This is a genomic window from Silvania hatchlandensis, from assembly GCF_025564065.1.
Taxonomy (GTDB): Bacteria; Pseudomonadota; Gammaproteobacteria; order Enterobacterales; family Enterobacteriaceae; genus Enterobacter; species Enterobacter hatchlandensis.
In genome coordinates, this window is the sequence record NZ_JAMGZK010000055.1 from 173,902 (window position 1) to 198,184 (window position 24,283).

At 58.6% G+C, this 24,283-nt stretch carries 18 protein-coding genes; 15 read left to right on the forward strand and 3 right to left on the reverse strand.

The window, feature by feature from the left end:
* Positions 1 to 31 precede the first annotated feature (31 nt).
* Genes lsrA through lsrG form a run of 6 tightly spaced genes read left to right on the forward strand, consistent with a single transcriptional unit; the run spans position 32 to position 5,718 of the window.
* On the forward strand, positions 32 to 1,519 hold the full coding sequence (lsrA, locus tag M8014_RS21730) for an autoinducer 2 ABC transporter ATP-binding protein LsrA (RefSeq protein ID WP_271284438.1): 1,488 nt from the start codon (positions 32 to 34) through the stop codon (positions 1,517 to 1,519).
* Positions 1,516 to 2,547 carry an autoinducer 2 ABC transporter permease LsrC gene (gene lsrC, locus M8014_RS21735; protein WP_271284439.1) on the forward strand — a complete coding sequence of 344 codons (1,032 nt, stop codon included), beginning with the start codon at positions 1,516 to 1,518 and terminating at the stop codon, positions 2,545 to 2,547. The genes lsrA and lsrC overlap by 4 nt, the downstream gene beginning before the upstream one ends.
* Positions 2,548 to 3,531 (forward strand): autoinducer 2 ABC transporter permease LsrD, encoded by a 984-nt coding sequence (gene lsrD / locus M8014_RS21740; RefSeq protein ID WP_271284440.1) that lies wholly within the window; start codon positions 2,548 to 2,550, stop codon positions 3,529 to 3,531.
* Entirely contained in the window at positions 3,528 to 4,529 is a 1,002-nt protein-coding gene (gene lsrB, locus M8014_RS21745; protein WP_271284441.1) for an autoinducer 2 ABC transporter substrate-binding protein LsrB, read from the forward strand. The genes lsrD and lsrB overlap by 4 nt, the downstream gene beginning before the upstream one ends.
* An 11-nt stretch (positions 4,530 to 4,540) precedes the next feature.
* On the forward strand, positions 4,541 to 5,428 hold the full coding sequence (gene lsrF, locus M8014_RS21750) for a 3-hydroxy-5-phosphonooxypentane-2,4-dione thiolase (protein WP_271284442.1): 888 nt from the start codon (positions 4,541 to 4,543) through the stop codon (positions 5,426 to 5,428).
* Entirely contained in the window at positions 5,425 to 5,718 is a 294-nt protein-coding gene (gene lsrG, locus M8014_RS21755) for a (4S)-4-hydroxy-5-phosphonooxypentane-2,3-dione isomerase (protein ID WP_271284443.1), read from the forward strand. Before lsrF ends, lsrG begins: the two co-directional genes overlap by 4 nt.
* A gap of 42 nt (positions 5,719 to 5,760) precedes the next feature.
* On the opposite strand, the gene ygjG is transcribed toward lsrG, so the two are convergent.
* A complete protein-coding gene (ygjG, locus tag M8014_RS21760; protein ID WP_271284444.1) occupies positions 5,761 to 7,140 on the reverse strand; it encodes a putrescine aminotransferase in 1,380 nt (459 codons plus the stop codon).
* Between the two features lie 421 nt (positions 7,141 to 7,561).
* On the opposite strand from ygjG, the gene M8014_RS21765 reads away from it, so the two are divergent.
* Both M8014_RS21765 and M8014_RS21770 read left to right on the forward strand, forming a co-directional pair.
* Positions 7,562 to 9,082 carry a methyl-accepting chemotaxis protein gene (locus M8014_RS21765; RefSeq protein ID WP_271284445.1) on the forward strand — a complete coding sequence of 507 codons (1,521 nt, stop codon included), beginning with the start codon at positions 7,562 to 7,564 and terminating at the stop codon, positions 9,080 to 9,082.
* A gap of 336 nt (positions 9,083 to 9,418) precedes the next feature.
* Complete coding sequence (locus M8014_RS21770; RefSeq protein WP_271284446.1) at positions 9,419 to 10,978, forward strand: methyl-accepting chemotaxis protein; 1,560 nt, start codon at positions 9,419 to 9,421, stop codon at positions 10,976 to 10,978.
* On the opposite strand, the gene M8014_RS21775 is transcribed toward M8014_RS21770, so the two are convergent.
* The gene (locus M8014_RS21775) at positions 10,975 to 11,469 is read right to left on the reverse strand and encodes a PadR family transcriptional regulator (protein WP_271284447.1); all 495 of its coding nucleotides are present in this window, start codon (positions 11,467 to 11,469) and stop codon (positions 10,975 to 10,977) included. The two genes, M8014_RS21770 and M8014_RS21775, sit on opposite strands and share 4 nt — an antisense overlap.
* A 146-nt stretch (positions 11,470 to 11,615) precedes the next feature.
* Here M8014_RS21775 and M8014_RS21780 point away from each other — a divergent pair, with 146 nt between their 5' ends.
* Positions 11,616 to 12,380 (forward strand): siderophore-interacting protein, encoded by a 765-nt coding sequence (locus M8014_RS21780; protein WP_271284448.1) that lies wholly within the window; start codon positions 11,616 to 11,618, stop codon positions 12,378 to 12,380.
* On the opposite strand, the gene M8014_RS21785 is transcribed toward M8014_RS21780, so the two are convergent.
* Positions 12,381 to 13,550 carry a coiled-coil domain-containing protein gene (locus M8014_RS21785; protein ID WP_271284449.1) on the reverse strand — a complete coding sequence of 390 codons (1,170 nt, stop codon included), beginning with the start codon at positions 13,548 to 13,550 and terminating at the stop codon, positions 12,381 to 12,383. It abuts the gene before it with no gap.
* A gap of 499 nt (positions 13,551 to 14,049) precedes the next feature.
* On the opposite strand from M8014_RS21785, the gene bcsO reads away from it, so the two are divergent.
* The 6 genes from bcsO to bcsD are packed head-to-tail and all read left to right on the forward strand — an operon-like array spanning position 14,050 to position 24,279.
* Positions 14,050 to 14,592 (forward strand): cellulose biosynthesis protein BcsO, encoded by a 543-nt coding sequence (bcsO, locus tag M8014_RS21790; protein WP_271284450.1) that lies wholly within the window; start codon positions 14,050 to 14,052, stop codon positions 14,590 to 14,592.
* Positions 14,583 to 15,389, forward strand: a complete 807-nt coding sequence (gene bcsQ / locus M8014_RS21795; protein ID WP_271284451.1) for a cellulose biosynthesis protein BcsQ — start codon at positions 14,583 to 14,585, stop codon at positions 15,387 to 15,389. The genes bcsO and bcsQ overlap by 10 nt, the downstream gene beginning before the upstream one ends.
* Before the next feature lie 20 nt (positions 15,390 to 15,409).
* Complete coding sequence (gene bcsA / locus M8014_RS21800; RefSeq protein WP_271284452.1) at positions 15,410 to 17,530, forward strand: UDP-forming cellulose synthase catalytic subunit; 2,121 nt, start codon at positions 15,410 to 15,412, stop codon at positions 17,528 to 17,530.
* Positions 17,527 to 19,935 (forward strand): cellulose biosynthesis cyclic di-GMP-binding regulatory protein BcsB, encoded by a 2,409-nt coding sequence (gene bcsB / locus M8014_RS21805; protein WP_271284453.1) that lies wholly within the window; start codon positions 17,527 to 17,529, stop codon positions 19,933 to 19,935. The genes bcsA and bcsB overlap by 4 nt, the downstream gene beginning before the upstream one ends.
* 13 nt (positions 19,936 to 19,948) lie before the next feature.
* Positions 19,949 to 23,812: a cellulose biosynthesis protein BcsC gene (locus M8014_RS21810; RefSeq protein ID WP_271284631.1), complete on the forward strand. Its 3,864-nt coding sequence runs from the start codon at positions 19,949 to 19,951 to the stop codon at positions 23,810 to 23,812.
* Positions 23,812 to 24,279, forward strand: a complete 468-nt coding sequence (gene bcsD, locus M8014_RS21815) for a cellulose biosynthesis protein BcsD (RefSeq protein WP_271284454.1) — start codon at positions 23,812 to 23,814, stop codon at positions 24,277 to 24,279. The genes M8014_RS21810 and bcsD overlap by 1 nt, the downstream gene beginning before the upstream one ends.
* Positions 24,280 to 24,283: the final 4 nt, after the last annotated feature.

The window sequence follows — 24,283 nt, forward strand, 5'->3', positions numbered from 1 at the left end:
AAAAAATCATTTGTTCAATGGTGGGGCGATAATGACAGCACTTATCGAAGCGCGTGGGATCCACAAGCAGTTTTCCGGCGTTCCTGTATTGAAAGACATTGATTTCACGCTACAGGCGGGTCAGGTGCATGCCCTGATGGGCGGCAACGGCGCGGGAAAATCCACCCTGATGAAGATTGTCGCCGGGGTCGAAACCCCCGACCGTGGTGAACTTTATATTGCTGGCCGCCCGTTTGCTCGCCTGAAGCCGGTGCAGGCGCACCAGCTTGGCATCTACCTGGTGCCGCAGGAGCCAATGCTGTTCCCGAACCTCAGCGTGCGGGAAAACATCCTTTTTCGCCTGCCGCGTAACAACGCGACCGCCCAACGCCTCGCCGATAAGCTGGAGCAGCTTCAGTGCCAGCTCAATCTGGACGCCGCCGCCAGCACCCTGGAGGTGGCGGATCAGCAGATGGTGGAGATCCTGCGTGGGCTGATGCGCGAGGCAACGATCCTGATCCTCGACGAACCCACCGCCTCGCTGACCCCCGGCGAAACGGAACGCCTGTTTCGCCAGATCCGCGCTCTGCAGGCGCTTGGCGTCGGCATCGTGTTTATCTCGCACAAATTGCCTGAAATCCGCCAGCTCGCCAGCCACGTCTCGGTGATGCGTGACGGGGCGGTGGTGCTGAGCGGCGAAACGGCGCAGTTCGACGATCGGGCCCTGATTGCCGCCATGACCCCGGTCAGCCGGGAGCAGGGACTGACGGACACGCAAAAGCTGTGGCTGGCGCTGCCGGGCAATCGGCGGACGCAGGCCAAAGACTTCCCGGTGCTGCGGGTAGAAAACCTCACCGGGGAGGGCTTTATCGATCTGAATCTGGAGATCTACGCCGGGGAGATCGTCGGTCTCGCCGGGTTAGTGGGATCCGGGCGCACCGAGTTTGCCGAAACGCTGTACGGCTTACGCCCGCAGCGCGCAGGGCGCATCTGGCTTGAGAACCAGCAGATCGACGGCGATCCGGTCAGCGCCCGGCTCAACAAAGGGCTGGTGTATCTCCCGGAAGACCGCCAGGTCTCCGGTCTGTTCCTTGATGCGCCGGTGCGCTGGAACACGGTGGCACTGAACGAGCCCTCCCTCTGGCAGCAAAAGAGCCGCGAGGCGGCGGTGGTCGAGCGCTATCACCGGGCGCTGGGGATCAAACTCAACGGCCCGGATCAGACCGTGCGCACGCTGTCGGGCGGCAACCAGCAAAAAGTGCTGCTGGCGCGCTGCCTCGAAGCCAATCCTTTATTACTGATCGTTGATGAACCGACCCGCGGCGTGGACGTCTCGGCCCGCGCCGACATCTATCAACTGCTGAAAAGCGTGGCGGCGCAGAACGTGGCGGTGCTGATGATCTCCAGCGACATGGACGAATTCCCCGGTCTTGCCGACCGGGTGCTGGTGATGCATCAGGGGATGCTCAACGGCGAACTGCCGCGCCACGCCGTCAGCCTCGAGCGGATGATGGCTCTGGCCTTTGGAGGACAGGCATGAAAACACTGCTGAAAAACCGCGAGCTCAGCGCCTTCCTCGCCATCGTGGCGCTGTTTGCGGTGCTGGTGGCGCTCAACCCGGCCTACCTGAGCCTGCAAACGCTGGGGATGATTTTTGCCAGCTCGCAGATCCTGATCCTGCTGGCCCTCGGGGCAGCGCTGGTGATGCTGACGCGCAACATTGACGTTTCGGTAGGCTCGACGGTCGGATTGAGCGCCATTGCCGTTGGTGTCGCGCTGAACAACGGTTACGGCCTGCCGGTGGCGATCCTCTTCGCGCTGGCGATAGGTGCCCTGGCGGGGGCGTTTAACGGCCTGCTGGTGGTGGGGCTGCGCATTCCGGCGATTGTTGCCACCCTTGGTACCCTGGGGCTGTATCGCGGGGCGATGCTGCTGTGGACCGGCGGCAAGTGGATTGAAGGCCTGCCGCCAGGCCTGAAGTCTCTTTCGGCACCGCTGGCGCTCGGCATCTCGCCGCTGGGGATGGTGGTGCTGGCGTTAGCGGCCGTCGGCGCGTGGACCCTGTCGCGCACCGCTTTTGGCCGGGATTTTTATGCGGTAGGCGATAACCTGGCCGCCGCGCGCCAGCTGGGCGTGGCGGTCAATCGCACCCGGATGGCGGCCTTCACCCTGAATGGCGTGCTGGCGGCCTGCGCCGGGATTGTGTTTGCCGCGCAGATTGGCTTTGTACCCAACCAGACCGGCAGCGGGCTGGAGATGAAAGCCATCGCCGCCTGCGTGCTGGGCGGCATCTCGCTGCTCGGCGGCACCGGGACCTTGATCGGCGCGCTGCTCGGGGCCTTCTTCCTGACCCAAATCGACACCGTGCTGGTGCTGTTCCGCCTCCCGGCCTGGTGGAACGACTTTATCGCCGGGCTGGTGCTGCTGGGGGTGCTGGTGCTCGACGGGCGGCTGCGCCAGGCGCTGGCGCGGCATCAGCGGGCATTGAAATACAGCCGCTTCCAGCCGGGCAACAAAGGCGGGAAGCACGTCACCCCGTTTCCCAAACGCAAAAAAGAGGTGGCGTAAATGAAGCTTAACTGGGAATGGGTCCTGCTGGTGTTACTGGTGCTGGAGATCCTGCTGTTTGGCGCCCTCAATCCGCGGATGCTCGACATCAATATGCTGCTGTTCAGCACCAGCGATTTCATCTGCATCGGTATTGTGGCGCTGCCCCTGACGTTAGTGATCGTCAGTGGCGGGATCGACATTTCGCTCGGCTCCACCATCGGCCTGTGCGCCATCGCGCTGGGGGTGATGATGCAGGCCGGGCTGCCGATGGCGGCGGCGATCCCGCTCACCCTGCTGATCGGGCTGCTGTGCGGGTTGTTCAACGCGGCGCTGATCCACTACACCGGCATCAGCCCGCTGGTGATCACACTCGGTACTTTGTACCTGTACGGCGGCGGGGCGCTGCTGCTTTCGGGGATGGCGGGGGCGACCGGCTACGAAGGCATCGGCGGTTTTCCGGAGAGCTTCACCGCCTTTGCCAACCTGACGCTGCTGGGCCTGCCGATCCCGCTGGTGCTATTCGCGGTGATTACCCTTTTCTTCTGGCTGATTGCCCATCGCGGGCGCTTTGGCCGCCACCTGTTTTTGATTGGGCAAAACCCGCGTGCGGCGCGCTATGCGGCGCTGTCGGTCAACGGCATGCCGTATGCACTGTACGGTCTGGTGGGGGTGGCGTCGGCGATTGCCGCGCTGGTGATGGTCTCCTATTTCGGCTCGGCGCGTTCCGATCTCGGGCGCGATCTGCTCATGCCCGCGCTTACCGCGGCGGTGCTCGGCGGGGCGAATATCTATGGCGGTTCAGGTTCGGTTATCGGTACAGCGCTGGCGGCACTGCTGGTGGGGTATCTGCAACAGGGTTTACAGATGGTCGGCATCCCCAACCAGGTGTCGAGCGCGCTGTCAGGGGCGTTGTTGGTTGTGGTGGTCATGGGGCGTTCGCTGAGTCTGCACCGTGAATGGGTGCGTTCTCTTCTCACAAAAAATACCCGGAGCGTAAGATGAAAATAAAACTGATGGTGCTGGCAGTGGCGTTAAGCGTCGCCTCGGCGCAGGCGGCGGATCGCATCGCGTTTATCCCGAAACTGGTGGGGGTGGGCTTCTTTACCAGCGGCGGCAACGGCGCGAAAGAGGCGGGTAAAGCACTGGGCGCGGACGTTACCTACGATGGTCCGACCGAGCCGAGCGTCTCCGGGCAGGTGCAGCTGATCAATAACTTCGTCAACCAGGGCTATAACGCCATTATCGTTTCGGCGGTCTCGCCGGACGGTCTCTGCCCGGCCCTGAAACGCGCCATGCAGCGCGGAGTAAAAGTGCTGACCTGGGATTCCGACACCAAACCGGAGTGCCGCAGCATCTACATCAACCAGGGCACCCCGGAACAGCTTGGCGGTCTGCTGGTGGAGATGGCCGCGAAGCAGGTGACCAAACCGGCCGCCAAAGTGGCGTTCTTCTACTCCAGCCCGACCGTCACCGACCAGAACCAGTGGGTCAACGCCGCGAAAGCGAAAATTGCGAAAGAGCATCCTCAGTGGCAGATCGTCACCACCCAGTTTGGCTATAACGACGCCACCAAATCACTGCAGACCGCCGAAGGGATCTTAAAAGCCTACCCGGATCTGGATGCGATCATCGCCCCGGACGCTAACGCGCTGCCGGCGGCGGCGCAGGCGGCAGAGAACCTGAAGCGCGAAGGGGTGGCGATTGTCGGATTCAGTACGCCCAATGTGATGCGCCCGTACGTTGAGCGCGGCACGGTGAAAGCCTTCGGCCTGTGGGATGTAGTGCAACAGGGCAAAATTGCGGTCAATGTCGCCGATCGTTTGTTGAAAAAAGGCGATCTTAACGTCGGCGATAGCGTAGAGGTCAAAGATATCGGCACCCTGAAGGTCGAACCGAACAGCGTGCAGGGCTATCAGTATGAAGCGAAAGGGAATGGCATCGTGCTGCTGCCGGAGCGGGTGGTGTTCACCAAAGAGAACATCAACAAATACGACTTCTGACGGGGGAGAACATGGCTGATTTAGACGACATCAAAGAAGGTAAGAACTTTGGCCTCGACCGGCCGCAGCAGAACGTGCCGTTCACGCTGAAAGGCTGCGGGGCGCTGGACTGGGGAATGCAGTCGCGGCTGGCGCGGATCTTCAACCCCGCCAGCAACCGCACGGTGATGCTGGCCTTCGATCATGGCTATTTCCAGGGGCCGACCACCGGGCTTGAGCGCATCGATCTCTCTATTGCGCCGCTGTTCGCCGAAACCGACGTGCTGATGTGCACCCGCGGGATCCTGCGAAGCCAGGTGCCGCCCGCCACCAACAAACCGGTGGTACTGCGCGCATCGGGGGGCAATTCGATTCTGGGCGAGCTGTCGAACGAGTGCGTGGCGGTGGCGATGGAGGATGCCCTGCGTCTGAACGTTTGCGCGGTGGCGGCGCAGGTCTATATCGGCAGCGAGTTTGAGCATCAGTCGATCAACAACATCATCAAGCTGGTGGATGCCGGGAATCGCTACGGCATCCCGACGCTGGCGGTGACCGGGGTCGGCAAAGAGATGGCCCGCGACGCGCGCTACTTTTCGCTTGCCAGCCGCATCGCCGCCGAGATGGGGGCGCAGTTCGTCAAAACCTATTACGTGGAGGAGGGGTTCGAGAAAGTGACCGCCAGCTGTCCGGTGCCGATTGTGATCGCAGGCGGCAAAAAACTGCCGGAGCTCGAGGCGCTGGAGATGTGCTTCCACGCCATTGACCAGGGTGCGTCCGGCGTCGATATGGGGCGTAACATCTTCCAGTCCAGCGCACCGCTGGCGATGCTCAAAGCGGTAAAAAAAGTGGTGCATGAGAACGTCAGCGCCCGCGAGGCGTACCAGTTCTGGCAGGAGGAAAAACAGGGAGAAGCACAATGAACGTGACGTTAGTGGAGATCAATATAAAGCCGGACAAGGTGGACGAGTTTCTGGAGGTGTTTCGCGCCAATCATGAAGGGGCGATCCAGGAGCCGGGCAACCTGCGCTTTGACGTGCTGCAGGATCCGCGGGTGAAAACCCGGTTCTTTATCTACGAAGCTTACAAGGATGAAGAGGCGGTGCAGGCGCACAAGCAGACTCCGCACTATCTGGCGTGCGTGGAAAAGCTTGAGGATCTGATGTCGGAGCCGCGTAAAAAACGCTGTTTTGTGGGCTTAATGCCGGCGTAACTCTGTTGCCCGGTAGCGCTTGCGCCACCGGGCAACAGAGTTTTACGCTTCAGCCACACTGACCCGCATTGCCGCCAGCGCCTTACGGGCCGCTTTCAGCACCTGCTCGCACTGCTCCACGGTCAACGTCAGCGGTGGTTCAATGCGGATGGTTTTTGAGTTGTTGAGCGTTCCGGCCACCAACACCCGCTGGCGGAACATCTCGCTCGCGAAGTTATAGCCGGTTTCGTTATCGACAAACTCAATCGCCATCAACATCCCTTTACCGCGTGCATCCTGCACCAGATCCGGGTATTCACGTCCCAGCTGAAGGAAGCCATCCAGCAGCATGTCGCCTTTCTGCTCCGCCTGCGCGGGCAGGTTTTGCTCCAGCAGCACGTTGATGGTCGCCAGCGCCGCCGCACAGGCCAGCGGGTTGCCGCCAAAGGTGGTGGTGTGCAGGAAAGGGTTATCAAACAGCACCGAGAACACCTCTTCGGTGGCGATCGTTGCGCCAATCGGCATCACGCCGCCGCCCAGCGCTTTGGCCAGGCACAGGATGTCCGGCTGCACGTTCTCATGCTCGCAGGCAAACATCTTGCCGGTGCGGCCCATGCCGGTCTGCACTTCATCGAGGATCAGCAGCGCGCCAAACTCATCGCACAGCTTACGCACCGCAGGCAGATAGCCCGGTGGCGGCAGGATCACCCCGCCTTCGCCCTGAATGGGTTCAAGGATAATCGCCGCCACGTCGTCGCCGGTTTTACGGCAGTCGCTCAGCACGCTGCGCATGGCGTTGATATCCCCGAATGTCACGTGGCGAAAGCCTGGCAGCAGCGGCATAAAGGGTTTACGGAAGGTCGATTTTGCCGTCGCAGAGAGCGCGCCCAACGACTTACCGTGGAAGGCGCCGGTGGTGGCGATAAAGGTGAATTTCCCGCGCGGCGACTGGTACGCTTTGGCGAGTTTAAGCGCCGCTTCGACCGATTCCGTACCGCTGTTACTGAAGAAGCTGTATTTCAGTTTGCCCGGCGTCAGTGCCGCCAGCGTTTTCGCCAGCATCGCCCTGAGCGGATCGAGCAGCTCCTGACTGTGAAGGGGTTGTTTCGCGAGCTGATTTTGTACGGCGGAAACCACTACTGGATTACGGTGCCCCACATTGAAAATGCCAAAACCACCCAGGCAATCGATAAATTCCTGTCCCTGGGTGTCGACAAGCGTATTCAGACTTCCCGCTTGCCACTCTACGGCTCCGTAATCCCCGCCAGCGGTAACAGATTTTCGGTACTCTAAAAACCCCGGATTCACATGCTCTTTGAAGTAATCAATCACCTCTCGGTTTAATTGTTTCATCTCCTCATGATCAAGCGTTCGCTTCTCAATGAGATTCAGTGCGTGCGCGGTACAGGCAAGTGCCGATGCGCTGGAAGGTAACCTGTTCAAAATGAGCTCCCGGGTATCGCGTATCACATGATACTGAATTAAGTATTGCAGGGATTACGCCACTTCCGGTGACTTAACGAAAATCGGGATAAACGCCTGTTCAACCCGATACTGCACAAAATTTAATCGTGCCGGGTGAGGATCCGCTACTTTGCCGCTGAGTTGACTTGCCCTTGAAAGGGTCAGGTGCACGACTGTGGTGCACGCCTTTAGTGAAGCAGAAATTAACAGGTAACCCTTTGAGAGTAATTTCTCTATGAAAGTATTTGAAATCAATCAATTACAAAAACGTACAAAAAGTGCGGTTTAACCAAAATTTGAGATCGCGATCGGTTTTAACAACTAAAGATAAATTTTTTACCGCCGAAAAAAGATTAACCCTAAAAATTAACATTCAAATAACCTGCAAGGGATGCCTGCTATGTCCGCTCAACCTTATGTCACTCAGAATGACTATCCTCTGGACGATGACACCACCTTAATGTCCACCACCGATCTCAACAGCTACATGACCCACACCAACGATACCTTCGTGAAAGTGAGTGGTTACCAACTCGATGAGCTGCTGGGGCAACCGCACAACCTGGTGCGCCATCCGGACATGCCAAAAGCCGCATTCGCCGATATGTGGTACACGCTGCAGCAGGGGGAGCCCTGGAGCGGGATCGTCAAAAACCGGCGCAAGAATGGCGATCATTACTGGGTGCGCGCCAACGCCGTGCCAATGGTGCGGGGCGGGCAGGTGACGGGCTATATGTCGATTCGCACCCGGGCAACGGACGCCGAAATTGCCGCCGTGGAGCCGCTGTATCAGGCCCTGAACGCAGGGCGCAGCAACAAGCGCATTCATAAAGGGCTGGTCTGCGCAAAAGGCTGGACCGGCAAACTCCCCGCCATGCCGCTGCGCTGGCGGACGCGTAGCGTGATGGCCGCGCTGTTTCTGCTGCTGGCGGGCTCCCTGTATGCCACCGATGCAGGATGGATACCGCTTGCCGCCAGTGCGCTGGTGATGCTGCTGGGCACGCTGCTGTTTGAGCAGCAGATTGTCCGTCCGGTTGAGAACGTGGCGCGTCAGGCGCTGAAGGTGGCAACCGGCGAGCGGCATACGGTAGATCATCTGAACCGCAGCGACGAGCTGGGGCTGACGCTGCGCTCGGTAGGCCAACTGGGTCTGATGTGCCGCTGGCTGATCAATGATGTCTCCAGCCAGGTGGTGAGCGTGCGTGACGGTAGTGAGCGGCTGGCGAAAGGTAACGAAGATCTGAATGACCGCACGCGCCAGACGGTGGCTAACGTCCAACAGACGGTCGCCACCATGAATCAGATGGCAGCGTCGGTGCAGAGCAACTCCGAAACCGCCGTTGCCGCCGACAAGCTGTCGATGGCGGCGAGCGGAGCGGCAAGCGAGGGCGGTAACGCGATGCAGACCGTGGTGAAGACCATGGATGAAATTGCCGACAGCACCCAGCGCATTGGATCCATCACCACCCTGATTAACGATATCGCCTTCCAGACCAATATTCTGGCGCTGAACGCCGCGGTTGAGGCCGCGCGTGCGGGTGAACAGGGTAAAGGATTTGCGGTGGTGGCGGGTGAAGTCCGCCATCTGGCCAGCCGCAGCGCCAACGCCGCGAACGACATCCGCAAGCTGATTGATGCCAGCGCCAGTAAGGTGCAGTCCGGCTCCGATCAGGTTCACGCCGCAGGACGCACCATGGATGATATCGTCGAGCAGGTGCAAAATGTCACCCGCCTGATTGCGAAGATCAGCCATTCAACATCGGAACAGGCCACGGGCCTGAACGACTTAACCCGTGCTGTGGCGGAGCTGGACGGTATCACCAAGAAAAATGCCGATCTGGTCGAAGAGAGCGCGCGCGTCTCGGCGATGGTGAAGCATCGTGCCGGGAGACTGAAAGACGCGGTCACGGTTCTCCATTGAGTCAGTAATGTTCCAGTAAAGCCGTGTATTTCGCGAGGAATAAGCGGCTTTTTTATTTCTTTAATTGTCGGAATAGTGATCCGACAATGTTAAATTAATATTAAATAACTAAAATAAGCTGGAAAGTTATTTATCACACCCTAAGGCAATCTCACACCATTGTGTTTCAGCGCACTTGCTGCGTTGGCTATATAACGATCGATGCGGGAACTTCAATAGGTGTGACCTATCCATAATGTCATTATCAAATAAAAAAACGATCAATCTCATAAAGTTAGCGAAAGTGTTACCGATAACGATGATCGTCTGAGAAATAATCACATTGATGGAGTATATATGTTCTTACATGGCGTAAAGATTGGCACAAAATTATTTCTGGCCTTTGGGTTATTTATTATCCTGATGGTGGCGAGCGCAACGCTCTCCCTGCTGAGCCTGAATCGGGCGAATAATGAGATGCAAGCCATTATTGTTAACGACTACCCCACGACGGTAAAAGCCAACCAGCTGATCGATAATTTTCAGGAATTTGTTAGCACGCAACAGCTGATGCTACTGGATGACCAGGGAACCTATGCTGCAGAGTCGCAGCAGCGCCTGAAGACCATCAGCGAACAGATCACCCTTATCCTCAAGGCGCTGAACAGCGCGCTGCCGGACCAAAAATCGCAGCAAATCCTGGCCGGGATCGGCGAGGTGCGCCAGCAGTATCTGGATTCCCGCTACCGCATTCTGCAATTCGTGCAGAACAACGATCGCGCCGGGGCGATTCAGGAGATGATGACCCACACCGTTAAGCTGCAAAGTGCCTACAAAGCCAAGGTGCAGGAGCTGATCGCGGTGCAAGACGCCGAGATGCAGAGCGCGGGCCAGCAGGTCGATGCGGATTATCACACCAACCGCCTGATGCTGATTTTACTGACTCTGGTCAGCGTGCTGGCCGGTAGTGCGATGGGCTGGTTTATCGTGCGCTCGATTACGCGCCCACTGGGCGAAGCGGTGAGCTTTGCTGAAGCCATCGCGGAGGGGGATTTAACCCGCAACATCTCCACGCGTGCCAAAGACGAAACCGGTCTGTTGCTCCATGCCCTGATGGAGATGAAAACCCGACTGCTGGAGATTGTGCAGCAGGTGCAATCCGGCTCGGAGAACATCTCCAGCGCGGCGGCGCAGATTGTGGCCGGTAACCAGGATCTGGCGGCGCGCACCGAAGAGCAGGCCAGTTCCGTAGAACAGACCGCAGCCTCGATGGAGCAGATCACCGCGACGGTGAAAAACACCGCCGCGCACACCGGGGAAGCGACAAATCTGTCTGCCGATGCCGCAACGGTGGTGAAACACAACGGCGAGATGATGAAGCAGGTCACGCAAAAAATGCGCCTGATTAACGAAACCTCTACCCGCATGTCCGACATCATCAACCTGATCGACTCGATTGCCTTCCAGACCAACATTCTGGCGCTCAACGCGGCGGTGGAAGCGGCACGTGCCGGTGAGCACGGGCGCGGGTTTGCGGTGGTCGCGGGCGAAGTGCGTCAGCTGGCGCAAAAAAGCGCCTCGTCGGCCAGTGAAATTCGCCAGCTGATTGAAAGCTCAACCAGCCAGACTCAGGACGGGATGAACCTGGTGGAAAAAGCCAGCGGGCTGATTAACGGGATGGTCGGCAACGTGGAAGAGATGGATGTGATCCTGCGGGAAATCCGCCAGGCCAGCCACGAGCAGACCGAGGGGATTTCACAGATTAACAGCGCGATTGGCCTGATTGACTCCACCACCCAGCAGAACTCCGCCCTGGTGGAAGAGTCCGTTGCGGCGGCGGCGGCGCTGAATGAGCAGGCATTGCACCTGAAAGCGCTGGTTAAAGTCTTCCGCGTGCGTGAGGGCGCGCTGGTTTAATCGAGCTGATTGATCTCCAGCGACGCACGGTCGATAACAGCGATGATCTGTTTCAGCTGCGCGTCGCTCAGCCCTTCCTGATTGACCTTCAAATCCAGCACCGCTTTAAAATTATCTAACGCCCGCTTCATCTGCGGGTTTTTACGCAGCTGGAAGCCCACGCAGCGGGCTTTAATACGCGCCTGGATGTTCTCAAGCTGGTCCAGGTTCTCATCCAGCCAGCGCTGCCCGGCCACGGTGATAGCAATCTGTTTGCGCCCGTTTTCTTCTTCGGTGATAGTGATAAACGCCTGTTCCTGCAGGAAATCGAGCGTCGGGTAGATCACGCCAGGGCTCGGCGTGTAGTTCCCCTGAGTCATGCTTTCGATGTCTTTAATCAGCTCGTAACCGTGGCTGGCATTGCGGGTCAGGAGGTCCAGAATCACCAGCCTTAACTCGCCGTGACCAAAAAAGCGCTGACGGCGTCCGCCGCCTTCGTGTGCATGTCGCATAGGATTTCCTTTTATTTGATATATCTAATTTATATCTAAGTTAGTTTTAGATGCAATCTAAAAAATCTTGCATTTTTTGTTGTTAGCAATCATTATCATTTAAAATTAATTTCGATATATCGTATTCACAGGATAAAGGGATAAACATGACCGCTACCCGCTACCCCCAACGTGTTCGCAATGAGCTGCGCTTTCGTGCGCTGAACGTGCTGCGCGTCGAGCGCATCAGCGCCGGTTTTCAGCGCATCGTCTTAGGCGGCGAGGCGCTCGACGGCTTTAGCTCCCGCGGCTTCGACGACCATTCCAAAGTCTTTTTCCCACAGCCGGGTACGACATTCGTTCCCCCGGTGGTGACCGACGAAGGCGTGGACTGGGGCGATGGCGTGCGTCCGCAGGCGCGTGATTACACCCCGCTGTATGATGCTGCCCGCCACGAGCTGGCGCTCGATTTCTTTATCCACGACGGGGGCGTTGCCAGCGGCTGGGCGATGGAGGCTAACGTCGGTGACGAGCTTTCGATCGGCGGACCGCGCGGATCGCTGGTGGTGCCGGAAGATTACGCCTGGCAGCTCTATGTGTGCGATGAGTCGGGCATGCCCGCGCTGCGCCGTCGTTTAGAGGCCATTGCAAAACTGCCGGTTCGCCCGGAAGTCCATGCGGTGGTGACGGTGGGTGACGCTTCGTATAAGGATTATCTGGCACACCTGAGCGAGTTCAATATCCACTGGGTGGTAGGGCATAGCGAACAGGCGGTGGCCGACCATCTGGCGACGCTCAGCGTACCCGCCGAAGATTACTTTATCTGGCTGACCGGGGAAGGGAAGGTGGTGAAAAACCTGAGTCGCCAGTTTGAAACCGACGCTATCGACCAGAAACTGGTGCGTGCCAGCGCTTACTGGCACGCCAAATAATCAGGCCACGTCGTCGAGCTGCGCGGTGCTGACCTGATGTTGAAGGGCGGCGCGCACCTCGTGCAGGGCTTTCTCCTGCTGGGCAAAGTAGACGTCCATATTGCTCAGCGAGGAGACCAGTAGCCAGGACTCTTCTTTCTCCAGCTCCGCCAGCTCGCTCACCAGGGTGTCGATTTGCTCGCGCACCTGGGCCATCTTTTTGCGCAGCCGCGTCAGATCGTTGAGACGGTCGCTGGCCATCAGCGGTTCAAACCCCTGATGCAGACGGGCGACCAGCGAGCGGATAGTTTTCACGTCGCCGCGCTGCCTGGCCTGATTCAGCTGCACCATCATGGCGTTGGCCTCTTCTTTCAGATCGTCCGCCACCAGATCGGGGTGGCAGAGCTTACTCGCCTGGCGCCAGAGCCGTTTTAACTCATTCTGATCCTCTTCTGACAGATCCTTGCCTTTACGCAGACGCACCTCGGCATCGTGATGCTGCTCGCGGTATTTTTCGTACTCGTCGTTAGCCTCGTCACGCGCCTGGCGGGCGGGCTCCTCTTCCCGGGTGAGGCCCGTCTCCAGCTCCTGGGCTTCGGCCAGCAGGTTGGCGATCAGGTTGCTCTGCTGCTGCAGATGCTTACGCGCCCCGGCCGCCTGCACCGACTCGGCAGGCAGATCGCGCCAGTGGCCGGTGAGGGTGGTCAGCACCTCTACTGCCTGGGCCACATACTGCTGGCAGCGGCGATAGTCCGCCTCCCGGCGACGGGCTTCCGCCTGCTGGCGGCGCAGATTGAGTTCTGCCAGCGTTTTGCGCAGGGCGAGAATTTGCGTCATCAGGGGGCCGAGGCGCGAGAAATAGAGATCGTTAAATTCATCCAGCTGCTGCACGCGGGCATTGCGGCGATCGATCAGATCGCGCAGGCGTTCCTCGAGCGCCTTCAGCTCCAGCTTGCTGGCGGCAAGCTGCGGATCGCGCCATGGGGCGAGGGCCCGCTGATTTTGCAGCCAGCCGGTGATGGCCGCCAGCGCGGCGGTGTAGTTTTTATGCTCAAGCGCCACGACGATCGCCAGCAGCTCATCGTCAAACGCTTCGCTTTTTAACCGTGCCAGCTGGCTTGCAATGATGTCGTCATCTTCAAGTTCAATGGCATTTTTAATGATTTCTAGCCGTTTGATCGGTGTGCTCATCGTGCTGTTCGCTTTGCCGCTTAAGTATTTGAGTTAAGGATAGTTGTTGTCAGAACGAGAGTGAATAATACACACGTCTGATGTCTGGCGCGACGGGGTAATGCGCAGAAACCATCCCGCGGCACGTTAAAAAAAGGGGCGATGGAAATTCATTCATAAACTCCGCTTATCATTATTTTTCGCTATAAAATGTTTTAAACTGTTAGTCAGGTGGTCTTGTTTGCTGGATTTTTGATTTAAATCGCTGTTTTATATTTATGTTGTGGTTAATTAAGCAAAGAAAGTAGAGAAATTTTGCAATCAGTCGATAAGCTTGTACATATTATTAGCACTACGTAAAATGTATTAGTCATTCGCTCTCAAAATGTTAAAACGTGCGAAGGGAAGCCCCCATGACGATGTGCAATATCAACCCTTTGACTGTTTTAATTCCCTCAAACGCTGTCCTGGCACATCGCTCAGGTACGAACACATTGGTTTGTAAATCAAGAGTAGTGCCATGAAAAATTATGATGATTTGCAGCGTTTTAAGGATAAAACGCGCACGGGTGACATCAAGTTCAAAGATTTCTCAGCGCAAAAGCAGAACGCTGCGACCAGCGACTGGGCGATTATCAATCAGCTTGCGGGCGGCAATAGTGACTCGGCGCTGGCAAAAGCCGGCAGCGTAGCCGTGCCCGTTCCTCAGCCGCTCAAGCCTGGCGAACTGGAGGCCGCATTTGCGCCTTTCGCGCAGGCCCCAATTGCCCCAATGCCGGATCCGGCAGTGCCTGCACCCTCGCTGTTTGAACAGCTGATCCCGCAAGCGCCTGCCGCTGCGCCACAGCCGCTGATTCAGCCAGCACCGACGCCCGTGGCCGCACCCGCGCCGCAGATCGCGCCTGTTGCTGTTGCACCTGCTGCGCCGCTGGCCGCACCTGCGCCCGCCGAGCCTGTGCGCTTTGAGCAGCTGTTTGCCACCAAAGCCACCGCCCGCGTCAGCCATCCGGTCAAAGACCTTCCGTTACAACCGCTCCTGGAGAAAATCGCTTCATGCCGTTAGTGTGTATTTGCTCGCCAAAAGGCGGAGTGGGAAAAACCACGGTCACGGCCAACCTTGCTTACGCCCTGGCGCGTTCCGGCAGTAAAGTCCTGGCCATTGATTTTGATGTGCAGAACGCCTTGCGTCTGCATTTTGGCGTGCCGCTGTCCGATGGACGCGGGTACGTTGCCCGGGCCAATGAATCTGCCGACTGGAGTCAGTCAGTGCTCACTGCGGGCAGCAACATGTTCGTTCTGCCTTACGGGGAAGTGACGGAAGAGCAGCGCATCATGTTCGAGCATAATCTCACCACCGACAGCCATTTCCTGATGCGCGGCTTAAGTTCCTTGCTGAACTATCCGGGGCTGATCGTTCTTGCCGACTTCCCACCGGGGCCGAATCCGGCGCTTAAAGCGATCTCTCCGCTGGCGGATATGCATCTGGTGACGCTGCTGGCCGATACCGCCTCCCTGTCGCTGCTGCCGCATATTGAAAACCACCGCCTGACCGGCGGCACGCCGCCGAAGAACCCGGCGGGCTATTCGTTCCTGGTGAACCAGAGTGACAGTCGTCGCCATATCAGTCGCGATGTCACCGCCTTTTTACAGCAGCGCCTCGGCGATCGCCTGCTGGGGGTGATCAATCGGGATGAAAGCGTGGCGGAGGCGAATGCGTCACAGCAATCGATCCTGGATTTCAACGCCACCTCGGCGGCTGCGTTTGATATCGAACTGGTGAGCAAACGTATTGCGGGTATGTTGGGGGTTAATGTGGGTGACGGCGCAGTGCACGCTAACCTGAAAACTTCTAATTTCTGACGACAATTTCAGGACGTCCTATGAAAAAGGTGCTGTTTTATTTACTGCTTCTGGTGTTATTGCCAATTGCGGTACTGATAGTTATTACCCCGATGGACAGCCAGAAACAATATATCTTTGGCTTAATCAGTATCGGCGTATTGGTCTTGTTAGGGTTCAGCAAAAATCACCGTATTTCGATAATCATGATGGTGGTGGCGGTGCTCATGTCCACCCGATATATCTGGTTTCGGGCGACGCAGACGCTGCACTTTAATTCCGAAATAGAAGCCATACTTGGGATCGGGTTATTTATCGCTGAACTCTATATTTGGGTCACGATTTTACTGAGCTATCTGCAGAATCTATATCCGCTCCAGCGCAAGATTGTGCCATTGCCCGAAGATATGTCGACGTGGCCGACGGTGGATATTTATATTCCTTCGTACAACGAAAGTCTGGACGTGGTGCGCGATACGGTGCTGGCCGCCCAGTGCCTGGATTATCCGGCGGATAAGCTCAGGATCTATCTGCTTGATGACGGCAAACGTAATGAGTTTGCGGTCTTTGCGGCCAACGTCGGGGTCGGTTACATCACGCGTAATGATAACTCCCACGCCAAAGCGGGCAACCTCAACCACGCCATGAAGCTGACCAAAGGCGAGCTGATTTGCGTCTTTGACTGCGATCACGTGGCGACGCGTATCTTCCTGCAGGCCACCGTCGGGGCGTTCCTCGTCGATCCAAAACTGGCGCTGATGCAGACCCCGCACCACTTTTACTCGCCGGATCCGTTCGAGCGTAACCTGTCGGCGGGCCGCGATATTCCTAACGAAGGCCAGCTGTTTTACGGGCAAATTCAGCGCGGAAACGACAACTGGAACGCGACCTTTTTCTGCGGCTCCTGTGCGGTTATCCGCCGTTCAGCGTTAGAAGAGATTGGCGGCTTTGCGGTAGAAACGGTTACCGAAGATGCTCACACCGCACTGAAGATGCAGCGTCTGGGCTGGAAGTCGGCGTATCTCGATATCCCGCTGGCGGCCGGGTTAGCCACCGAGCGTCTGGTGGTTCACGTGATTCAGCGTACCCGCTGGGCGCGCGGCATGACGCAAATTTTGCGCGTCGATAACCCGCTGTTTGGCCGGGGCTTAAAATGGCAGCAGCGTCTGTGCTATCTCAACGCAATGCTCTCCTTCCAGTTTGCCTTGCCGCGCGTGGCGTTCCTGACCGCGCCGCTCGCCTATCTGCTGTTCAACCTGAATATTATCCACTCGTCGGCGAGCCTTATTTTTGCCTATATGTTGCCGCACCTGTTCTTATGTATTTACGTCAGCTCGCGGCTGAATGGACGCTTCCGCTATAGCTTCTGGGGCGAAATTTACGACCTGGTGCTGGCCTTCCATTTAATTTTGCCGACCATTATTACGCTGATATTCCCGAAACGCGGCAAGTTTAACGTGACGGATAAAGGCGCGTTGCTCGATGTAGGTTATTTCGACTTCAGCATTGTGCGTCCGCATCTGGTTATTGCGGTCCTGCTGGCGGCGGGGGTGATTGCCGGGATTGCGCGGGCCATTGCCCATGACTATTTCAACGTCGACCCGATGGTTATTGCCTTAAACGTGGGCTGGGGGCTGTACAGCTTAATCTTCCTGCTGGCCGCCATTGCGGTAGCGCGTGAAACCCGTCAGACGCGTAAAACCATCCGTATTGATGTCAGCGTGCCGGTCGTTATCCACTACGCCAGCGGCATCTCTTCTCGCAGCCACACCGCCGATTTGTCGATGGGCGGGTGCCGTATTGTGACCGTGGACGATCGCCATCTGACCGATGAGATTGAAGAGATCGAGCTGCAGCTGCAGTCCGGTACGATCAGTATTCCGGTTAGCGTGATTGCGCATGATGAGCAATACATTCGCCTGATGTTTGATGAGATCCCACTGGACCGTCGCCGTGAGCTGGTGCGCGTGGTGCTGACCCGGGCTGATGCGTGGATCAATCCACTCAAGCCGCAGGACAACCCGTTCCGCTCGCTGTTTATTATTATTCGTAGCGTCTTCGATCTGTTCTGGCTGACCTGGAAGTCACGGCGCGAGAACAGCCGTCGACGTCAGGACGAAGCGCGCCGCAGAAAAAGTGCCAGCGAGGATACCGCGGTATGAAAGGGATGACCCGTAAAGCTTTCCAGATGCTGATGGTGTGCAGCGTGCTGGCTCTGCCCGTCAGGGCGGAAGAGCCGACCCCCGTCGAGTCACTGCTGCCGGTGGATCTCCCGCCGCCGGTGATGGATGCAACACCTGCAGCCGAGACTCCGGCCGCGGCCGATCCCGAACCGGCAATGGACGCGCCTGCAGTTGCGGACGCGATCCCGACTCCCGATGCCCTTACGGCGAACCCGGTTCCGATGGGCATCACTCCCGGCACCACCAGCAGCATTACCGTCGCGCAGATGGGCCAGCCCAATGGCGTGGTGCTGAGCGGTGGTCAGCTGCAGGGCGGGATCGATTTTACGCTCTCGGCCGACCAGGTGATCACCAACGCCCAGCTGGAGCTGAACCTGAAAGTCTCTCCGGCGATGGCGGCACGTAACACCACCATGCAGCTGATGCTCAACGGCCAGCCGCTGGGCACGGTGCCGCTGGGTGCGGCAGACACAAACGTCTCGAGCTACCAGCTGGATATCCCGGCGGCGATGGTGGTGTCACGCAACAACATCAGCTTCAAAATTAACGACGGTGATGCGCTGCTGTGCCAGCGGGATATCTCCGACAGCTATCAGGTCACCGTCATGCCAACGACCCGCCTCGATCTGGAGGCGCAGCAGCTGAATATCGGCGCGGATCTCAGCCATTTCCCGCGTCCATTCTTTGATGCGATGCAGATGACGCCCGCCACCATGGCGTTCGCGTTCCCGGCCAACACCCTGCCGGAGCAGGTGGGGGCGGCATCGCTGCTCGCGTCCTGGCTGGGGATTGAGGCGGACTATCGCGGCATCTCGTTTGAGGTACTGCACGATCGCCTGCCGGAAAAAAACGGCGTGCTGTTCGGTAAACCCGGCGAGACGATTGGCGGCGTGACGCTGCCCGCCAGCAGCGGGGCGACGCTCAAAATCATCGATAATCCCGGCAACCCTATCTACAAGCTGCTGCTGGTGGTGGGCAATAACGAGCAACAGCTGAAAAGCGCCGCGTGGCGCCTGACGCGGGGGCAGTTCAACACCCAGACGGTCAGTGCCCCGGTTGACGCGCAAAATATCCCGCTCAGCAAACCTTACGATGCGCCGCGCTGGATCTCCACCGAACGCCCGGTACTGCTGAGCGAGCTGGTCCGCAAAGACCAGAGCATGACCGTGACCGGCATCTGGCACGAACCGCTGACCCTGGCGTTCCGCGCGGCACCGGATCTGTTTATGTGGGATGGCGACACTATTCCGCTGAAAATCGCCTACCGTTTCCCGTCCGAGAGCTGGATTGACGAAGATCGTTCCTATCTGTCGATGACCTTTAACGGTGCGTTCCTGCGCAACCTGCCGGTCAACAAGCAGGGTCTGCTCGAAGGTTTGTGGCACAAGCTTGGCGGCGATGCACGTCAGGAAACGTTAGAGATGCCGCTGGAGCCGTATTTGATTTACGGCGATAACCAGCTGCAGCTGTACTTCAACATCGCCACCAAAGAGACGGCGCCGTGCAGCGTATTACTCAATAACAACATCAAGAGTCGTATCGATGACGACGCCCAGATTGATTTGACCAAAACGCGTCACTTCACGCTGCTGCCGAATCTCTCCTACTTCGTGGGTGCTTCATTCCCGTTCACTCGTCTGGCGGACTTCTCCCAGACGGTACTGCTGCTGCCGGAAAACCCAAGCGAAAATGAGATCAGCACCCTGCTGGATCTGGCCGCGCGTTCAGGTAACGCCACCGGCACCACGCTCAATAACAACCGCGTGATGTTTGGCCTGCCGTCCGGCGGGGCGAACCTGCTGCGCCTGAGCGACAGCGACGTGCTGGCGGTCTCCACCCTGAACCAAAGCGCCTTTAACCGGGCACTGCTGGCCCAGTCGCCTTTTGTCAGTCAGGAGCATACCTTTGGCGTGCGTGAACCGAAGCTGCTGGAAAAAGTGCAAAGCTGGCTGGAAGGCGACTGGAAAGCCTCAAGCGTTGATGCCGACCGCTACTTCTCGTCGAATGAAGCCTGGCGCGGATTTGTCAGCTTCCGCTCCCAGTGGAACCCATCGCGGCTGGTGGTGATGGCCATTGGCAGCAACGATGAACAGCTTTCTCGCCTGCATAACGATCTTAATTCTGCCCGCATTAACGCCGGGATCCGTGGCGATACCGCGATCATAACCGATGAAAACGGCGTGCGCAGTTTCCGGGTCGGACCCCAGTTCCCAAGTGGCCAGATGCCCTGGTACATGATGGTGGTGTGGTATGCCGCGCAGCACTCCGCCATGCTGGCGATTTTTGGACTGCTGTTTGCGTCGATTATCGGTTTGAGTCTCTACTCGATCCTCAAAAAACGTGCGCACAAACGTCTTAACCCTCAGGATTCAGATCGTGAGTAAAGGTGGTAACAAAATGGAAAATAAGCGCAAAACCGCCAGACATCTGCCTTTACTTTGTCTGTTCAGTGGCCTGGCGCTGGGGGGCATCAACGCTGCCCAGGCGGCAGACGCCAATAACCCGGCACTGAAAGCGCTGTTCGATCAGGCGAACTACTGGCACGAAAAATCTCACGATGAGCTGGCGATGGAATCGCTGAAAAAAGTGCTGATGGTGGATGCCAACAATACTCAGGCGCTCTACCTGATGGCCCTGTGGTCGCAGCAGGCCGGTGACATTAAAGGCGCCGAGCAGTGGCGTGCGCGCTTAACGGCGGTCTCGCCGCAGGATGCTAATTTGCAGGCGCTGGACAATGCCAAACAGATGCAGCAGGTGCCGCGCGGTCAGCTGGAGCTGGCCCGTCAGCAGGCGCGCAGCGGTAACATTCCGGCCGCGCTGGCCACCTGGCAGAACCTGTTTAGCGGCAGTCAGCCGCCGCCGAGCCTGGCCCCGGAATATTATCTGACGATGGCGGGGGACAAATCCCTCTATCCGCAGGCGGTGAGCGAGCTGCGCCAGCTGCGGGTGCAATATCCCCAGGATAACAACATCAAAATTGCGCTGGGCAAAGTGCTGACCTATCAGGAAAGCACGCGCCGGGAAGGGATTAACGTCCTGCAGGATCTGGCGAGCGGCAGTCAGGATGCGGATCGATCCCTGCGTCAGGCGCTGCTGTGGCTGGGGCCACAGGCGGGTGATGACGCCCTGTACCAGACCTATATCCAGCGCCACCCGAACGATACTGCGCTGCGGGATTATTACCGCAAGAGCATCGGCGGCGCGGCAAAAGGTGAGGGCTTTGAGGCGCTGAACAGCGGCAATACCGACACCGCCCGCAGCCAGTTTGAACAGGTTTTACAGACCAATCCGGAAGATGCCGACGCGCTGGCCGGGATGGGCTACGTTGCCCTGCGTAAGGGTGACTACGCCGCAGGTGCGCAGTACCTGAATCGCGCTGCCAGTCTGGGCGGCTCTGCCTCTGATGAGCGCAAGCAGCAGGCGGTGGATGCCGAGTTTTATGGTCAGCTTGCCCAGGCGCAGGCGGCCTACAAGCAAGGCAATATCAGCCAGGCGCTGGTCCTGAGCGCACCGCTGGCTCAGCGAAGCGGCGAGCAAGGGGCGGCCGCGAAGCTGTTCCGCGCCGACGTCCAGCGACATAACAAGGACTACACCACTGCCGAGCAGACGCTGCGCGGGTTGTTAACGGAGCAGCCGAATAACGGCGCGGCTCGCGAAAACCTGTACTATGTGTTGCGCGAGCAAAACAAAACGGCTGAGGCGCAGGCGATGCTGCAAACCCTGCCCGCCAGCCTGCAGGCTAAGCTCCAGCCGCGTGTCTCCGGCGGCGGCAACCCGACCGATCCGCTGCGTCGTCAGGCGCAGCAGGCGGTGGCCAATGGCGATCCGCAACGCGCTATCGCCCTGCTGTCGCAAGGCACAACGCGCTATCCGGCCGATCCGTGGCTACGTCTGGATCTGGCCCGTCTGCTGCAGAAGCAGGGCCGTGACGCAGAAGCGGCAAATGCTATGGCACCGTCGTTCCGGCCGAACGCCAGCGCCAGTGAACTGTATGCGGCTGCCCTGTTCGCCAGCGAAAACAATGCCTGGCAGCAGTCCCAGACCCTGCTGTCGCGGATTCCGGCCAGCAGCCAGAATCGGGATATGCGCGAGCTGTCGCAGCGGGTGAATTACAACCTGCAGATGAACGTGGCTGAACGTTATCTGGCCCAGGGCGACCGGGCGGCGGCAGCCAACACCCTGAAAGCGCTGGCGGTGCGTCCACCAGAAAGCCCGGCAGATGCGGGCAAGCTGGCGCGGATGCTGGCGCAGAGTGGGGATGTGACCAGCGCGGTGAGCGTGGTGCGGGATAACATGCGCCGCGGCGTGCAGGGTAACGCCGGAGATTATGCCGATCAGGTGACCGTGTTGAATCAGGCGGGGCTGGGCAGTGAAGCTCAGGCCTGGCTTGCCAACCCGGAACTCCAGTCGCGCAGCACCCCTACGCAGCTGGCCAGCCTTCGCAACGGCTACGTGATCAACGATGTCGATCGCCTGCGCACTCAGGGCAACTACGCGGCGGCCTACGACAAGCTGATCCGCGCGATGCAAAACGATCCGCAAAACACCGATCTGATGTTTGCGATGGCGCGCGTGTATCAGTCCGGCAAGATGAACAAAGAAGCCGGCGTGGTATACGACTACCTGATGACCCGCGACACGCCGCAGCAGGATGCGCGTGCCGGGGCCATTAATGTGGCGTTAGCCAACAACGATGTGGACAAAGCGAAGCAACTGACCGCCGGGCTGAAAAACGACAGCACGCCGGAACGCCTGCTGCTGCTGGCCCGTGTCTCAGAGGCCGAAGGTAACCATCAGCAGGCCATGAGCTACCTGCGCACCGCGCGCGGACGCCTGCTGGGTCTGAAGGACAACAGCGGCGAAACCGCACCGATGCTGGGCGGCCTGGCCTTAGCCGACAACCCGTTTGTCGGCACCACCCGCGCGGGCGATCTGACCACCTCCTCGTCGCTGTATGGCGAAGCGATGCCGTGGCAGGTGGCCCAGCTGGCGCGTAATCCACAGACCGCCCCGCCGGGCACCGTGCGCACCGATTTACCGGTCGAGACGGCGCAGGCCGGCACGCTGCGTCAGGTGGATAATATGATGGAGATGCTGGTCGACAAAACCGCCACCTGGGCGCGTGGCTCAACGGCAATGCGCTCCCGTGACGGCGAAGAGGGGCTCAGCAAGCTCACCGAATTTAAGGCCCCGCTGCAGTGGTCCACCGTGCCGTTTGGCGATTCGCGTCTGGACGTCAACGTGTCGCCGATAACCCTCGATGCCGGTAGCTCGTCCGATGAATCCAGCCGTCGTTTTGGTACCGGGGCGCTGATCCAGGGCGAAGTGGCCGAAGAGGTGTATAACGCCTCAACCACCACGCCGCCGGAGCTGCCGAATCTCGACAAAATTAAGGTGCCTTCGCAGGGCTCGCAAAGCGCGTCCGGCGTTGAAGTGGCGATGGCGCTCACCGGGGATCAGTACAAAATTGATGTCGGATCCACGCCGCTGGGCCAGGATCTGAATACCGTCGTGGGTGGTGTGCAGTGGTCCCCGCAGCTGACCGATTACCTCAAGCTGGTGCTGGTGGGTGAACGTCGTGCGGTGGTGGACAGCCTGCTGTCGTATGTCGGTGTGGAAGACAAATACAGCGGCAAGAAGTGGGGCCAGGTCACCAAAAACGGTGGCAGCGCGCAGCTCAGCTATGACAATGCCGATGCGGGCTTCTATGCCGGTTTTGGCGTGTACGATTACGTCGGGGAGAACGTCCCGAGCAACACCAGCGTTAACGGCTCGGCGGGGGTCTATTTCCGCCCGTATTACTCAGACGATCGCGAGTTAAAAACTGGCATCAACATGAGTTATATGAACTTCGACAAAAACCTGAGCTACTTCAGCTACGGTCAGGGGGGCTATTTCAGCCCGCAGGACTACGTCAGCGTCGCCTTCCCGGTGGATTACACCCAGAAGTTCGACAACTGGAAGCTGGGGTTGGGCGCGTCGATTGGCTATCAGTCCTACTCCCAGGATGAGAGCCCGTACTTCCCGACCGATGCCGCCATGCAGCGCCAGCTGGAAGATTATGTCGCTCGCGGCTTTGCCAAAGAGTCGTTCTACAGCGGCAGCAGCAAGAACGGCATGGGGTATAACCTGCGCGCCTCAACCGACTACAAACTCAATAAAGACATGAGTATCGGCGGGCAGATTGGCTATGACACCTTTGGCGATTACAACGAAAGTACAGCCAACCTCTACTTCCGCTACCTTCTGGGGAACAAGTGATGAATGACCAGCAGCTTTTGCAGTATTACCAGAATCAACAGTCCCGGTCGGGTTGGTTTTCACTGCTCCACGTGATGATTGAAGGGATGGTGGCGAACGTCGGCGAGGCGCAAAGTCACCCGTTCCTCGTGCAGATGGGGGAGACGCTGGCCGAGCGTTTCCCGCTCACCCCTGCGCATACCGTCGGTGAGCTTGAAGCGCAGATCAACGCCCGTCTGGCGGCGTTTGACTGGGGCGTGATTGATATCGATGCCAGCGACACGGCGATCCGCATCAGCCATATGGCGCTGCCGGTTCCGGCTGAACCGGCGCAGCAGCTTGCATGGAACCACGCGTTCAGCGCGGTACTGGAAGGGCTGTACGCACGCTGGATGCGTGAGCAGGGTGGTAAATCCCATGTTTCCCTGTGGCGGGAGGCATCGCCCTCGGCTACGGTTATCCACTTCAGATATCAAAATAATCAGTAAGGAA

What these genes read in the sequence shown, in the direction of transcription:
- bcsQ (WP_271284451.1), top strand. Translation starts at nt 14,583, where the DNA reads ATGCCGTTAGTGTGTATTTGCTCGCCAAAAGGCGGAGTGGGAAAAACC.
- lsrD (WP_271284440.1), top strand. Translation starts at nt 2,548, where the DNA reads ATGAAGCTTAACTGGGAATGGGTCCTGCTGGTGTTACTGGTGCTGGAG.
- M8014_RS21765 (WP_271284445.1), top strand. Translation starts at nt 7,562, where the DNA reads ATGTCCGCTCAACCTTATGTCACTCAGAATGACTATCCTCTGGACGAT.
- bcsD (WP_271284454.1), top strand. Translation starts at nt 23,812, where the DNA reads ATGAATGACCAGCAGCTTTTGCAGTATTACCAGAATCAACAGTCCCGG.
- bcsA (WP_271284452.1), top strand. Translation starts at nt 15,410, where the DNA reads ATGAAAAAGGTGCTGTTTTATTTACTGCTTCTGGTGTTATTGCCAATT.
- M8014_RS21785 (WP_271284449.1), bottom strand. Translation starts at nt 13,550, where the DNA reads ATGAGCACACCGATCAAACGGCTAGAAATCATTAAAAATGCCATTGAA.
- lsrC (WP_271284439.1), top strand. Translation starts at nt 1,516, where the DNA reads ATGAAAACACTGCTGAAAAACCGCGAGCTCAGCGCCTTCCTCGCCATC.
- bcsB (WP_271284453.1), top strand. Translation starts at nt 17,527, where the DNA reads ATGAAAGGGATGACCCGTAAAGCTTTCCAGATGCTGATGGTGTGCAGC.
- M8014_RS21775 (WP_271284447.1), bottom strand. Translation starts at nt 11,469, where the DNA reads ATGCGACATGCACACGAAGGCGGCGGACGCCGTCAGCGCTTTTTTGGT.
- lsrG (WP_271284443.1), top strand. Translation starts at nt 5,425, where the DNA reads ATGAACGTGACGTTAGTGGAGATCAATATAAAGCCGGACAAGGTGGAC.
- lsrA (WP_271284438.1), top strand. Translation starts at nt 32, where the DNA reads ATGACAGCACTTATCGAAGCGCGTGGGATCCACAAGCAGTTTTCCGGC.
- lsrB (WP_271284441.1), top strand. Translation starts at nt 3,528, where the DNA reads ATGAAAATAAAACTGATGGTGCTGGCAGTGGCGTTAAGCGTCGCCTCG.
- M8014_RS21770 (WP_271284446.1), top strand. Translation starts at nt 9,419, where the DNA reads ATGTTCTTACATGGCGTAAAGATTGGCACAAAATTATTTCTGGCCTTT.
- bcsO (WP_271284450.1), top strand. Translation starts at nt 14,050, where the DNA reads ATGAAAAATTATGATGATTTGCAGCGTTTTAAGGATAAAACGCGCACG.
- M8014_RS21810 (WP_271284631.1), top strand. Translation starts at nt 19,949, where the DNA reads ATGGAAAATAAGCGCAAAACCGCCAGACATCTGCCTTTACTTTGTCTG.
- lsrF (WP_271284442.1), top strand. Translation starts at nt 4,541, where the DNA reads ATGGCTGATTTAGACGACATCAAAGAAGGTAAGAACTTTGGCCTCGAC.
- M8014_RS21780 (WP_271284448.1), top strand. Translation starts at nt 11,616, where the DNA reads ATGACCGCTACCCGCTACCCCCAACGTGTTCGCAATGAGCTGCGCTTT.